The following is a 13411-nucleotide window of genomic DNA, read 5'->3' as shown; positions in this document are numbered from 1 at the left end:
CGTCGTCCTATTCCGGAATGAGCTGCCAACCGAACTTCCCCTTCGCCTTCCAGATGAAGGCGTGGTGGAGGAAGTACTTGATCCAGTGCGCCGCCAGCCCGATCTCGCCAAAGGTGAAGCGCAGGTCGCGCCCCGTCCCCGGAAAGCGCTCGTAGTCGGGGACGATCGGGTACATCGTCATCGCGGCAGCCGATCCCCGCAGCATCCCTTTCCCCGCCGAGGCCACGCAGGCGGCCCCCATCGTGGCCATGGAGGCGGCGTGCGCCGGTGCGCTCGCCCCACGCTGGATGCGGTCGGCGATCGTATTGGCCACCGCGCGCCCCATGATCCCGCTCGGCATCCCGGTGCGCGGCGGCGACGGGGCGATCAGCGTCCCGTTCGGGCTCTTGAACGGCTTGGACAGCTGGTGCGGCGGCGCGAAGGCGATCCCCACGGCGAAGACGTTCGCGAACTTCGGGCTCTGATACGTACGCGGCCAGTCCTCGGGCTTCCATTCCTCGAACGACTTGGCCGTGTAGTTCGCGTCGACCCGCATGAAGCCGCTCGGCGCGAACAGCTCCGACGTGGTCTCCGCGCCCCCCTGGTCGAACGATCGAAGGCCGACGCCACCGAACGGCGGCAACAGCATGGCGAAGTCGAAGCGCTGCGAGTGCTTCGCCCCGTCGAGCGTCTCGTAGAAGACCTCGCCGGGCTCCACACGTTCGACATGCGCCTGCAGGATCCAGCGGATCCCGCGCTCGGTGTACAGCGACTCTGCCCACGTCTTGCTGTGGGTCACGAAGCCGCCAACCTCCATGTGCAGCCCGGCGACACCAAAGTCGCCCAGCTCGTGCTCGTTGGAGAGATAGATGATCTCGGCCAGGTGGCGCAGTCCGCGCGAGCGGATCTCATGCTCCACGTTGAAGACGTACTCGAAGGCGGCCCCTTCGCACGTGCACGTCCCATGGCTCGTGCCAATCACCAGCGTCTGCTTCTCCCCCGCGCGCAGCTTGGCGATGACCCCCTCGAGCTCCTTGGCCGTCTCCTCCGCGTGCGAGGCGGTGCAGACCGAGAGCGAGTGTCCGCCAGGTCCAAGGCCCTGTACGGCCCCGAAGTTGAGCTTGGGGCCGGTCGCATTGACGAGGTAGTCGTAGGGAATCCGCTCCACCTCGCCGCGGCGCCCCTCGCTGGTGTGCTCCACCGTCACGTACGGCGCCGGATTGGCGGCGTCCCCCTCGGGGTGGATCTCGGTCCCCTTGGCCTGGACGTAGGTGATCCCGAGCTTTTGGTACACGGGCGCCAGTGCGAACGTCACGTCGTCGCTCGTCATGCGCCCCACCCCGACCCAGATGTTGGACGGGATCCAGTTCCACCTGGAGTTGGGGGTGACGACGATGACCTCGTGCTCGCGCCCGAGGCGTTGCCGGAGTCGGGTGGCGGCCGTGTGGCCGGAGATACCGGCGCCGAGGATCACGGTGCGACTCATGGGAGGCCTCCGCAGCGTGGCGCTGCCGGACGCGAGGGGGGACAGCCGACGATCAGATGGTTAACTATATTACTACATGGTTGATTATTTCGGCGCAAGGGTGCAAATTGCCGGAAGACGTCGCGGGGAGGACTTGTCGCGCCCCGTGTCCAAGCAGGTACCCTCAGGCATCGCGGGAGGACATTCGGATGGCGAAGTTCCGCAACAAGAAGGTCGACGTGGTCATCGACGTGCGCTCGCACCTCGAGTACTGGCTGGGGCACCTCCCGGGTGCCAAGTGCATGCCGGTCGGGTCGATCGAGCAGGCGATCACCGGGCTCCCCGAGATCACGCACGACACGAACATCCTCGTCTACTGCGCCAGCGGGGCGCGATCGGCGAGCGCCGCGGACACGCTGCGCCGCATGGGCTACCGCCGGGTCGTGGACGGCGGCGGCTACGGCGAGGCACGGCAGCAGTTCGACGAGGGCTGAGCCTCCACCGGTGAGCGCGGCAGGCGATCCGTCGCCGCCACGCATGATCGCGATGCCCCGCCGACCGTTCCGGCGCGGCGGCGCCATCCCCCGGAAATGGCGCGGCGTTAGGCGTTCCGCGGGGTCAGCAGGAGGGCGCGCGTGTCGCGCGCGATGCGATCCGCCAGGTCGTCGAGCGGCAGGTCGTTGCGATCGCCGCCGAACGGCTCCTCGATCTCGGTGGCCAGCAGCTCGAGCCCCATCGTGGCGAAGAAGGTGAACATCGACGCGATCACCGTCCCGTAACCGAACTCCCGCGCCAGCCCGAACGGCATCACCAGCGCGTACAGCACGACGAACTGCTTGATGTAGGAGCTGTACGAGAAGGGGATCGGCGTGTTGCGAATGCGCTCGCAGGCGCCGCAGACGTCATCGAACGTCGCCAGCATCGGCGTCAGTGCGACGATGGCCTCGCGCGGGAGCGCCCCCTGCCGCACGTCGTCGTGCACCTGCGCGAAGAGTCCGCGGAGCAGGGCGTTGGGACGGTGCGGTGCCTCCACGTTGCGCGCCGCGCGCAGGTGCTGCGCGAGCGTCGCGGGGAAGGCGGCGAGCAGCTCGGCGTAGGTCGCGCGCGCGGGGGCGTCGGTCGCCAGCATCGCGTCCAGCGAGTGCGACAGCCCGCGCGACACGTTCACGAGTTGCCCCCACAGTCGCCGTCCCTCCCACCACCGGTCGTACGCCGTGTTGGTCCGAAAGACGAGGAGCAGGCCGAGGATGATCCCCAGGATCGACAGGAACGAGGGGCCGAGCGGAACGGAAAGGCGCATCGCGTTCTCGGCCCACACCACCAGCGCCGCGTAGACGCCGGCCCCCACCACGTCGAAGAAGAGCGTGCGGAAGACCGGGCTCCTCGGAAAATCGAGAAGGATCCGAATCCAGTTCTTGGGATCGTAGGTGATCATGCAGGGCGGTGGCGAGAGGTCCGACGAATCCTACGCAGGGGACACCTCGACCGGGACTCCGGTGAAGGCCGCCGTCCCCACGAGCGCGTCGACCCGCTGATCGTCCGTCAGGTCATTGAGCGAGGCCCCGGGGTGCTGGGTCGCCACGTGCAACGCGACCCCGGGTCGGGCATGTCCGAAGCCGTGCGGGAGCGAAACCACCCCCGGCATGACGGTATCGCTCACCTCGAGCGGCACCACCACATCTCCCACGCGCGAGCGCACGCGCACCCGCGTCCCCGCCACGATACCGCGCGCCTCGGCATCCCGCGGGTGCATCAGCAGCGTGCACCGATCGTCACCGCGCATCAGGCGCTCGGCGTTGTGCATCCATGAGTTGTTGGACCGCAACTCGCGCCGCCCGATCAGGGCAAGCGTCCCGCTCCCGGTGACTGGTGCCAGTTCGAGCGAGGCTTCCAGGCGCGGCAGGTCGGCCATGAATTCCGGCGGTGCGAGACGTACCGTCCGGTCGCTGGTCCGAAGGCGCGCCGGGAGCACCGGCTGCAAGGAGCCGAGGTCGACCCCGTGCGGCGAGCGTTCGAGGCGACGTACGCTCATCCCGCTCCCGATGAGGTTGATGCTGTTGCCAAACGGTCCAAAGCGAAGCGCCACGTCGAGCATGCCGCGCGCACGCAGGGCACGCACCATCGCTGCGCGGGCGCGCGCCTGCAGGCGTTGCGCCAGGCTCCCGCGTTCGACCCGCCAGGTGAGTTCATTGAAGATCTCCCAGTCGTGTCGCGCGTGGGTGGGGCGGGCCACCATGGCGGGGGAGTACTTCGCGGTGTTGTGCACGGCCAGTGCGTTGAACACCAGGTCGTAGTGGTCGCGTTCGAGCGGCCCGGTCGGGGGGAGGATCACGTGCGCGTGACGCGTCGTCTCGTTCACGTAGAAGTCGACGGCGACGTAGAAGTCGAGCCCAACCATCGCGCGCTCGAGCCGTGCACCGTTCGGCGTGGAGAGCACCGGATTGCCCGCGTGCGTCACGAGCGCACGCACCTGCCCAGGACCTGGCGTCTCCATCTCCTCGGCCAGGGCACTCACCGGGAGCTCGCCCGCGTACTCCGGGAGCCCGCGCACGCGCGAGCGCCAGCGCCCCAGGCGTGTCGTCCCGAGTCCGCCCCGACCGCGCACGACCTCGACGGCCGGCTGCGTGAACATCGCGCCCCCATAGGCGTCCAGTCGTCCCGTGACGGCGTTGAGCACGGTGATGAGCCAGCAGGAGAGGGCGCCGAACTCCTGCATCGACACCCCGACACGGCCGTAGCACACCGCGCGTTCGGCGCGCGCGAAGTCGCGCGCCATCTGCCGGATGGTGCCGGCGCGCATGCCGGTGGCCACCGCGACCCGCTCGGGGGGGAAGCGCAGCGCGAGCGCGCGCACCTCCTCGACCCCAGTGACAAACGACGGAAGGGCATCGGCGCGCGACAGCGCCTCGTTGAAGATGACGTGCAGGAGCGCCAGCAGGAGGAGGGCGTCGGTCCCCGGCCGAATGAAGTGATGGTCGTCGGCCAGCGCCGCCGTTTCGGTTCGGCGCGGATCGACGAGCACGATGCGCCCACCCCGCGTGCGGATCGCCTTGAGCCGCGCCTTCACGTCGCCGGCGGTCATCAGCGAACCGTTGGACGCCGCGGGGTTGGCCCCGAGGATCAGCAGGTGCTCGGTGCGCTCGAGGTCCGGGATGGGGATGAGGAAGCCGTGGCCGAACATGAGCGTGGCGGCCACGTGATGTGGCAGCTGGTCGACCGACGTCGCCGAGTAGCGATTGCGCGTGCGCAGCGCCCGGATGAACCCTGGAGCGGTGAGCAGGGCACCCAGCGAGTGCGCGGTGGGGTTGCCGAGGTAGACGGCGACGGCATCGCGTCCGTGGGTGCGTTGCACGGCTTGCAACTGACGGGCGACGAGGTCGAAGGCCTCGCCCCACGCCGTGGGGACCCATCGCTCGCCGTCACGCCGGACCGGGGTGCGCAGGCGGTCGGGGTCGTGGTGCAGGTCCTGCAGCGCGACCGCCTTGGGACAGATGTGTCCCCGGCTGAACGGGTCGTCGGCGTCGCCCCGAATGCCCAGGACGCGGTCACCGTCGTGCTCCACCACGATGCCGCACATGGCTTCACAGAGCGTGCAGGTGCGAACGTGGCGGGAGGACATGCGGGGACGTTACCGCCCCGCCTCGCGCGCCACGAGGGGGGCACGTCACGGAAGGCGAACGCGGGGCCACCCGATGGGCGACCCCGCGTTCCTCCTTCGCTTCGTGATCAGTCCAGTCGCAGGGCGGGCGACCGTTGGGTCACCGGTTCCCGCATGTCCTGATCAGAAGTCGACCTTGAAGCCCAGCTGTGCCTGACGAGCGGCGAAGGCACCGGTCGACTGGCCGAACGTGGTGATCGGCGTCGTGCCGCTGAACTTCTGCCCGCCGAATGCCGAGATGTTCTCGCTGTTGAACAGGTTGAAGACCTCGGCCATGACCGTGATCTTCTGCGACCCGCGCTGGATGAGCGCGCGCTGGAGGCGCAGGTCGACCGTCTTGTACCAGTTCTCCCACGAGCCCTCCGGGCGGATGACACGATCCGGGCCGGTGAAGTCGTCGAAGGTGACGTTGTTGAGGTTGAGGTCCTTGCCATCGATGGCCACGTACGGGCGCGGCGACGCCACCTGCGTGATGGTCGAGGCCTGGATCCCGAACGGCAGCTTGTTGATGGTCGAGAGGACGAAGCGGTGACGCTCGTCGCCCGAGGTGTACTGCATCTGGTACGACGAGCGGTTCGGGAAGATGTTGGCCAGGTTCCCGTCGAAGTCCGACTTGTACCACCCCAGCGTGTAGGCCAGGTTGAAGCGCTGGCCATTCTTGCTGTAGGTGGCCTGCGTGACGAGGCCGGAGAACTTCGCCTTGCCGAAGTCATCCCACAGGATGATGTCGCCGTACGCCGGGCTGAGGACGCGCGCGCGCACGTTGGCGGCGGCGTTGAACCAGTTGGCGTTGAGGCGCACGTACAGGTTCTTGATGTTCTGGTTCACGTAGTCGACGTTGACGCCGAAGGCGTCCGTGAACTGGTGCCCGACGCCCAGGGAGTACTGCCAGTTTTCTGGCGTGCGCATGAGGTTCTTGACCAGTACCGGCGAGAGCGGGGCGGTGGCGCCGCCAGCCGCAACGCGCTGGCGCAGCACGGCCGGGTCCTTCGTGCCGGGGTTGGCAAAGGTGTACGACCGCCACGTCGAGTTGAGGCGCTCCTGGAAGCCGATGAACGACGTCACGCGATCGTAGAGGATCGCGAAGCCGCCGCGCACGAACGTCTTGTTCTGCTTGTTGGGGTCCCACGAGAACGAGATGCGCGGCGAGAAGTTGTTCAGGTCGTTCTTGCGGTCGCCGCGGTTGATGAAGTCGGCGAGCTCGGCGCGCGACGTGAGGCGCGAATCGCTGGCCCACGGCACCGTCTGGTCGTTGTTGAGCGTGTTGAGCTCGGCGTCGTAGCGCAGGCCGAGGTTGATCGTGAGGTTCTCGCGCGGGCGCCACTCGTCGTTGAGGTAGAAGCCCGTCGTGTAGCCCGTCGCGCTGGCGCGCGCGTCATCGGTGCCGGCGGCGTTGCTGAAGCCCACCGAGATCGAGGCAGCGTTAGGCAGGCTCGACGTGTCGGTGAGGAAGCTGAACGACCCGAACTGGTTGGACGGGAGGTACTGGCTGCCGTTGATCCTGGAGAGCTCGGCGCCAAACTTGATCAGGTGGTTGCCGCCCCAGTCGTCCAGGTTGTAGGTCGAGCGGTTGACCAGGCGGAAGTGCTTCTCGCGCAGCTCGAGCGGGAAGCCCGACGTCCCCGTGATGATGCCGGGGTACGTGAAGGTCGGCCCGGGAAGCAGCGGCGCCTCGGTGTGGTTCCACTGCACGTACTGCAGCGACAGCTCGTTGACCAGGTTGGTGGTCGGGAGCCAGCGGTGGCGCAGCTGTGCGGTGTTGATCAGGTACTTCTGCGAGATCCCCGCATCCTGCGACGAGCGCCCGCCGAAGTTCCCCTCGCCGTCGAGGATGCGCGTCGACCACATGAAGTCGTACGTGCTCTTGTCGTTCGGCGTGGCGGTGAGGCGCGAGAAGAAGGTGTGGTTCTTCTGCGGCGCCAGGAACGAGCCCTTGTATTTCTGCCACGGCGCATACGTCGTGGTCGGAACCACGTCGATGTAGTTGTCGGTGAGCGTCCCTTCGTAGCTCCCGGCAAAGTAGAGCTTCCCCTTGGCAATCGGGCCGCGAAGGTTGAGGCCGAACTGGTTGCGCCCGTACTTCGGCAGCAACGAATTGGCGCGCTCCTGAATGAACGTGCGGGCGATGTAGTCCTTGCCCTGGTAGAAGCCGAAGGCCGACCCTTCCCACTTGTCGGTGCCGCGGCGGCTCACCGCCGAGATCACGTACGAACCCGCGCGCGAGTACTCGGCGTCGTACGGGTTGAGGTACACGCGGAACTCCTCGAGCGCTTCCTGCGGCAACGGCGACCCGGTCTGCGGAATGCCGACGAGGTTGCCGTTGTACAGCGACTTCATCTCTACGCCGTCCATGTAGAGGTTGATGAAGCGCAGGTCCGGCGCACCGCCAGCCGACGGGAGCGCGCGCCCCTGCTGCGGCGCGTAGCTCTTCACCCCCGGGGCGATGGCGGCGAGGTTCATCACGCCGCGCGCGTTCATCGGGAGGTTCTCGATCTCTTCCTTGAGCACGGGGGCCGAGATGGACAGGCGCTGTACTTCGACCTGCTTCACGCGCTCGGCGGTGACGGCGACGGCCTGCAGTTCGGTCGCCCCCTTCTCCATCGTGATCGTGAGGCGGGCGCGCGTGCCGATCACGAGCTGCACCGAATCCTGGACCGGCTTGTAACCCAGCGCCCGCACGTCGATCGAGTACTTGCCGGAGAAGAGGCCGAGCAGCCGGAACTCCCCGTTCTGGCGCGTGGTGACGTTGCGGCGTTCACTTGTAGCGACGTTCGTGACAGCGATCTGCGCGCCAACAATCGGCTCGCCCTCCTTTCCGACCACGCTCCCTTCGAGCGTGATGGTATTCTGTGCTTGCACCGCGGACGACGTGGCAAACCAACCCAGCGTCGCGACGGCAAGGGCGCGTACGACCCAAGTTCGCATCTGGAGGTATCTCCTGGGGGTGAGAGGCATGTTCTCAACGCGAAGCGTCTGGCCTTCGCTGTGGGCGAAAGTGTCAGGGATGTTGCGGCGTGCGTCAATACGGATTCTGCTGTCCGTCCCTGCACTCCTGTTGGCGGTTCCCACGTGGGGCAAGGCGCAGGAGCAGGGGGTGCGGCGTTGCGTCGGCGACACGACGCGTGTCCTCCCCGCACCAACGGTGCGGCAGACGGTCGACACCATCGCGCCCGGCGTCACGTACACGTGCCTGCTGCGCCCCGAAGGGCCGTGGCTCCTGCACGTCGCGACGATCGACCTGCGCCAAAAAGGCTATGCGATTGACGGCGTTCGGGCCGCCGAGCGCATGGTGGGGCGCGAGCGGGTGAGCGCGATGGTGCAGCGCCTCACGGCGCGTGGCGAGCGTCCCTTGGTCGCCATCAACGCCGACTTCTTCGATCTCGGCACCGGCGAGGTCGAGAACAACCACGTCATCCGTGGGGAATGGGTGAAAGGGGCGGTGATCACCGACTCGCCCCACGACGCATTCGACAATGCCCACACCCAGTTCGCCGTCGACCGTCGCGGCGGGGTGCATATCGGACGTTTCGAGCTGCACGGCGCCGTGTATGCCGGGCGCGGAACGCAGCCGCTTGTGGGGATCAACTATCGCCCGCCGCACACCGAAGGGCTGGTGCTCTATACGCCCTGGTACGGCGACCGAACGCTCGGCGAGACGCCCGGTGAGGCGCCCGGTGATACGCTCACGGGCGCGCGCGCGACGGCGGTGCGCCCGCGTGACCCGGATGCCGCGCCGGCGCCGCGCCCTGCGCCCTCTGTCGCGCAGCTGCGGGCCGACAGCGCGCGCGCGGCGAGCCTCGCGGCCACGCGCCGGGCGGTGGAAGTCGCGCTGACGTTCGCTGGTGCGCGCGGCGACACGCTCCGCTATCGCGTCGCCACGCCACGTCCGCGCGTTGGCGGCGCGTCGCGCATCGCGCCGCGCGGTGCGGTCCTGAGCGCCACCGGCGACTCGGCCATCGCCTTCGTGCGAGCGCTCGCCCGGCGCGGGGGCACCGTACGTGTGCTGGCGGGGCTCGGCGTCCCTACCTTCAGCGCGCAGACCTCGGTGGGGGGCTGGCCGCGCGTGGTGCAGGACGGCGCCAACGTCGGCGTCCTCGCCGATTCACTCGAGGGGACCTTCCCGCGCTTCTCTTCGGCGCGCCACCCGCGCAGCGCCATCGCCCTCTCGCGCGATTCCACCCAGCTCCTGCTCGTTGTCGTCGACGGGCGACGTCCGTGGAGCGTCGGGATGTCGCTCGTTGAGCTCGGCGACGCGCTCATCGCGTTAGGTGCCGGCCAGGCGATGAACCTCGACGGCGGCGGCTCCAGCGCGCTCTGGGTGAAGGGGGAGATCGTGAACTTCCCCTCTGATCCCACCGGCGAGCGCGCGGTGGGGAACGCCCTCGTCATCCGTCAGCTGAAACCATGAGCGCCTTCCAGGACCACTTCGCGCCACAGGCGGGTTCCTACGCGGCCTTTCGTCCCACGTATCCGGCGGCGCTGATTGCCAACGTCGCGGCGCTGGCGCCGCGCCGCGAGCGCTGCTGGGACGTTGGGACGGGGAGCGGGCAGGCGGCCATCCTGCTGGCCGGGCAGTTCTCGCACGTCGATGCCACCGACGCGAGTGCCAGCCAGGTGGCGCACGCAACCGCGCACCCTCGCGTGACCTACCACGTCGCACCAGCCGAGCAGGCTCCGCTCGCCGACGCGTCGGTCGACCTGGTGACCGTCGCGCAGGCGCTGCACTGGTTCGATCTCGCCGCCTTCTACCGCGAGGTGCAACGTGTGGCTGTCCCCGGCGCGGCGATCGCGGCCTGGACGTACGGCATGGTCGAAGTCGATGCGGCGGTGGATGCCGTCGTGCACTGGTTCTACGAGGCACGCCTGGGGTCGTACTGGCCGTTCGAGCGCCGGCATGTGGAGAGCGGCTACGCCACGCTCGAGTTTCCCTTCCCGCGGCTTCCGGTCGAGTCGCCCCCCATCGAGGCCTTGCTCGACCGCGACGGCCTGACGGGGTTCCTGGGCACCTGGTCGGCGCTCAAGCGCGCCCGGGAGCAGGAGGGGGGCGATCCGCTCGAGGAATTGCGCGAGCGGCTGGCCGTCGCGTGGCCCGACGGCGCGACGCCGCGACTGGTGCGCTGGCCGATGTTGGTGCTGGCGGGGCGCATCAGCGAAAGGCGTTAGGCGGCGGCGCCTGCCAGGTCGGGCATCCTCGCCGGGATGGCGGTCAGTCCACCGCAGGTTCGACGCGCACGGGGAAGTTCATCGAGTTGGCGACGAAGCACAGCGCGTGCGAACGCTCGTGCAACTGTCGGAGCAGCCCGGGCGCCACGTCGCCGCGAACGGTTGTGCGCGGGCGCAGCACCACCTCGACGAAGCGCCCACCCCCGCCCGACGCCTCGACCATCACCCCCTCGGGCGAATCCTCGTAGGTCTCCAGCACCACCCCCGCGTCGGCGCACTGGTGCAGGAACCAGAGCATGTGACACGCCGACAGCGCCCCCACGAGCAGCTCCTCGGGGTTGTAGCAGTCGGCATCGCCGCGAAAGGCAGGATCGGACGATCCTGCGATCGGCGCCTTGCCCGGCGCCGACAACTCGTGCGATCGGCGGTAACCGCGATAGCTCGCGGTCCCTTCGCCCAGGTTGCCGGTCCAGCGGACATCGACGGAATAGTGATGCTGCTTCATTCGCGAATGGCGGGTTTGGCGACGGTCACGCCCCAGCGATGGTGGGGACGGGCCGACGACGGGGAGATCCTAACGCGGGGGGTCGAACACCAGCACGCCCGCGGTGCCGGGCGCGGTGGGGTCCTGATCGCGAGGGCCCTTGGGGCCGCCACGACGGACCTTGGCGCTGGCGTCGGTGACCTCGATGGCCACGTACGAGGTGCCCCGCAGGTGCTCCTCGGGAATCGGATCGAAGTCGACCCCCTCCGTGCGCCCCGGGAAGTAGCGCAGCATGAGCGCGAGCGACGCCCGCATCTGCTCCTCGGGGTCATCGACCACCCGCGCCGTCCCGAAGCAGACGGCGCTCCGATAGTTCACCGAGTGGTAGAGCGCGGTGCGCGAGTACACGAGGCCGTCGACCAGCGTCACCGACACGCAGACCGGCTTCCCGCTCGCCACGTGCTGCATGAGGCGCGAGTGGTGCGCGCCGTGGACATAGATCGTCCCCGGGCGCACCTCATCGAGGGCGTACGTCATGGGGATGACCACCGGCCCCGCGTCGTCGGCAACGGCGATGTGAGCCACCAGCCCGTCGCGCAGGATCCCCGCGACCTCGTCCGGCGCCGACCGCTCGGGATGGACGCGGAGGTGCGTTCGGTCGCTGGTCGAGGCCAGGGTGGGAGCGGGGCTGGGAACGGACGCGGTCATGCGCACCTATCGGCGGTGTGAAGAGGCTCTTGTGGCCAGGCGGCGTAGCGAACGGCGAATCCTTCGGTGACTTTACGCCATCACTGGTTCTATCGAAATGGCCAGAAAGCAAACAACTGATAAGGCCAGATCCGCACGTCGAGGGAGTGCGGTCCCGCTTGCCCTCGCGCTCGACCCCGAGGCCGTCGAACCATTGCAGCGGCAACTGTACGCCGCCTTGCGAGGGGCCATCCTGGAGGGACGGCTCGCCCCGGGGATCCGCCTCCCCGGGACGCGCGGGCTTGCCGAGTCGCTCGACGTCTCCCGCACCACCGTCGCCCTCGTCTTTGACCAGCTGCGCGCCGAAGGGTACCTGCGCGGCCAGCAGCGCAGGGGGACGTTCGTGGCGCACGTCGTCCCCGACGACCATCTCCGGGCGCGTCCGGGGGCCGAGCCCTCCGCGGCGCCCCCGCGTTCGCGCACCGCAGGGCCGGCCTCCCCGGCCGGCGACAAGCTATCGCGACCGCAGACCTCCCATCGCGGGCGGCTGCTGGCGTCGCTCTCGGTGACGTCGTCGCCGATGCATGGGGTGACCGGGGCGCGCGCCTTCCGCCTCGGGACGCCGGCGCTCGATCACTTCCCGTTGCAGCTGTGGGGGCGACTGCTCGCGCGCCGCTGGCGCCGCCTCACCGCCGCGCAACTTGCCTACGCCGAACCGCATGGCCACCCACCGCTGCGCGCCGCCATCGCGGAGTACCTGCGTCAGGCGCGGGCGGTCAACTGCGACGAACGGCAGGTCATCGTGGTGAGCGGGGCGCAGCAGGCCTTCGACCTCTGCGCGCGCGTCCTGCTCGACCCGGGCGACGTGGCGGCCATCGAGGACCCCGGGTATCGCGGGACGCGCGCCGCGCTGCTCGCGGCCGGTGCAGCGCTCGCCCCGATCCCGGTCGATGCAGACGGACTCGACGTGGCCGCCCTCGACGCCCTCGCGGTGACGCCGAGGCTCGCCTGCGTCACGCCGTCGCACCAGTTCCCGTTAGGCGTGACGCTCAGCGCGGCACGCCGCCTGGCGCTGCTGCAATGGGCGCGTCGTCGTGGGGCGTGGGTGGTGGAAGACGACTTCGATAGCGAGTATCGCTTTCGTGGGCGTCCCCTCCCCTCGTTGCAGGGGATGGACCTCGAGGGGCGCGTGGTCTACGTGGGGACCTTCAGCAAGACGCTCTTTCCCGCGCTGCGACTGGGCTACGTCGTCGTCCCTCCGGAGTTGGTCGAGCCGTTCGCCCAGGCGCGTGCCGCGGTCGATCGCCATCCGTCGTCGCTGGAGCAGGCCGTCGTCGCCGACTTCATCGCCGAGGGGCACTTCGCGCGCCACGTGCGGCGCATGCGCGGGCTCTATGCCGAGCGTCAGGACACGCTGCTGCGTCTCCTCGCCGAGCGCGCATCGTCGTGGCTCGAGGCGCAACCGGTCGATGCGGGGATGCACCTCGTGGGATGGCTGCACGCAGGGCACGACGATGCCGCGCTCGCGCGCGCCGCGCACGCACGCGGGGTCGTGGCCTCGCCGCTGGGGGCCTTGTCGATCGTCCCGCGTTCGCGGGGCGCGCTGCTGCTCGGCTTCGCCGGCTTCGATGCGCCGGTCATGACGCGCGCGATCGAGGTGTTGTGCGAGGTCGTGCGTGATTCGTCGCGCGATCCCGCGTGATCCGCGGCGGCGTGATCGGTTGCGAGTGGCGGCGCGGTGGTCGCGCGAGTGGGCGTCGCCCCATAGACAATGCCGGGACGTGCGGTCAGGTTGTGGGCGTGACTCGAGGCCACCCGATCTCCACACGTCACCGTACCGGCGACGCGCGACAGGTGGCCTGCCCCCCGCGAATCTCCGCGCGCACCCGTCCATCATGACATCGTCGGCGCATTTCGACGCCCCGCCGAGCGAACCGCCCGAGGCGCGGCATCGCGCATTGCACGAGGCGCTGCG

10 protein-coding genes are annotated in these 13411 nt (G+C 69.1%); 4 read left to right on the top strand and 6 right to left on the bottom strand.

Going from position 1 to position 13411, the window contains the following annotated elements:
* Positions 1-7: 7 nt before the first annotated feature.
* Positions 8-1465 (bottom strand): FAD-dependent oxidoreductase, encoded by a 1458-nt coding sequence (locus IPN47_12120; protein MBK9408772.1) that lies wholly within the window; start codon positions 1463-1465, stop codon positions 8-10.
* 188 nt (positions 1466-1653) lie between these two features.
* On the opposite strand from IPN47_12120, the gene IPN47_12115 reads away from it, so the two are divergent.
* Entirely contained in the window at positions 1654-1938 is a 285-nt protein-coding gene (locus IPN47_12115; GenBank protein ID MBK9408771.1) for a rhodanese-like domain-containing protein, read from the top strand.
* 107 nt (positions 1939-2045) lie between these two features.
* On the opposite strand, the gene IPN47_12110 is transcribed toward IPN47_12115, so the two are convergent.
* The 3 genes from IPN47_12110 to IPN47_12100 form a co-directional block, all read right to left on the bottom strand.
* Positions 2046-2879 carry a hypothetical protein gene (locus tag IPN47_12110; GenBank protein MBK9408770.1) on the bottom strand — a complete coding sequence of 278 codons (834 nt, stop codon included), beginning with the start codon at positions 2877-2879 and terminating at the stop codon, positions 2046-2048.
* 30 nt (positions 2880-2909) lie between these two features.
* The gene (locus IPN47_12105) at positions 2910-5063 is read right to left on the bottom strand and encodes a molybdopterin-dependent oxidoreductase (protein ID MBK9408769.1); all 2154 of its coding nucleotides are present in this window, start codon (positions 5061-5063) and stop codon (positions 2910-2912) included.
* A gap of 162 nt (positions 5064-5225) precedes the next feature.
* Complete coding sequence (locus IPN47_12100) at positions 5226-8027, bottom strand: TonB-dependent receptor (protein ID MBK9408768.1); 2802 nt, start codon at positions 8025-8027, stop codon at positions 5226-5228.
* Between the two features lie 130 nt (positions 8028-8157).
* On the opposite strand from IPN47_12100, the gene IPN47_12095 reads away from it, so the two are divergent.
* Positions 8158-9510, top strand: a complete 1353-nt coding sequence (locus IPN47_12095; protein MBK9408767.1) for a phosphodiester glycosidase family protein — start codon at positions 8158-8160, stop codon at positions 9508-9510.
* The gene (locus tag IPN47_12090) at positions 9507-10265 is read left to right on the top strand and encodes a class I SAM-dependent methyltransferase (protein MBK9408766.1); all 759 of its coding nucleotides are present in this window, start codon (positions 9507-9509) and stop codon (positions 10263-10265) included. Before IPN47_12095 ends, IPN47_12090 begins: the two co-directional genes overlap by 4 nt.
* Before the next feature lie 43 nt (positions 10266-10308).
* Here the strand turns inward: IPN47_12090 and IPN47_12085 are convergent, their stop codons facing one another.
* Positions 10309-10770, bottom strand: coding sequence for an OsmC family protein (locus IPN47_12085; GenBank protein ID MBK9408765.1), 462 nt, complete (start codon positions 10768-10770; stop codon positions 10309-10311).
* Between the two features lie 69 nt (positions 10771-10839).
* Positions 10840-11457, bottom strand: a complete 618-nt coding sequence (locus tag IPN47_12080) for a pyridoxamine 5'-phosphate oxidase family protein (GenBank protein ID MBK9408764.1) — start codon at positions 11455-11457, stop codon at positions 10840-10842.
* Positions 11458-11554: 97 nt separating this feature from the next.
* Between IPN47_12080 and IPN47_12075 the strand changes: the two genes are divergently transcribed.
* Positions 11555-13138 (top strand): PLP-dependent aminotransferase family protein, encoded by a 1584-nt coding sequence (locus tag IPN47_12075; GenBank protein ID MBK9408763.1) that lies wholly within the window; start codon positions 11555-11557, stop codon positions 13136-13138.
* Positions 13139-13411 lie beyond the last annotated feature (273 nt).

It is taken from the genome of Gemmatimonadota bacterium (assembly GCA_016719105.1).
GTDB lineage: Bacteria > Gemmatimonadota > Gemmatimonadetes > Gemmatimonadales > Gemmatimonadaceae > SCN-70-22.
The sequence above is the reverse complement of the archived record's forward strand: the minus strand, read 5'-3'. Positions and strand labels throughout refer to the sequence as shown.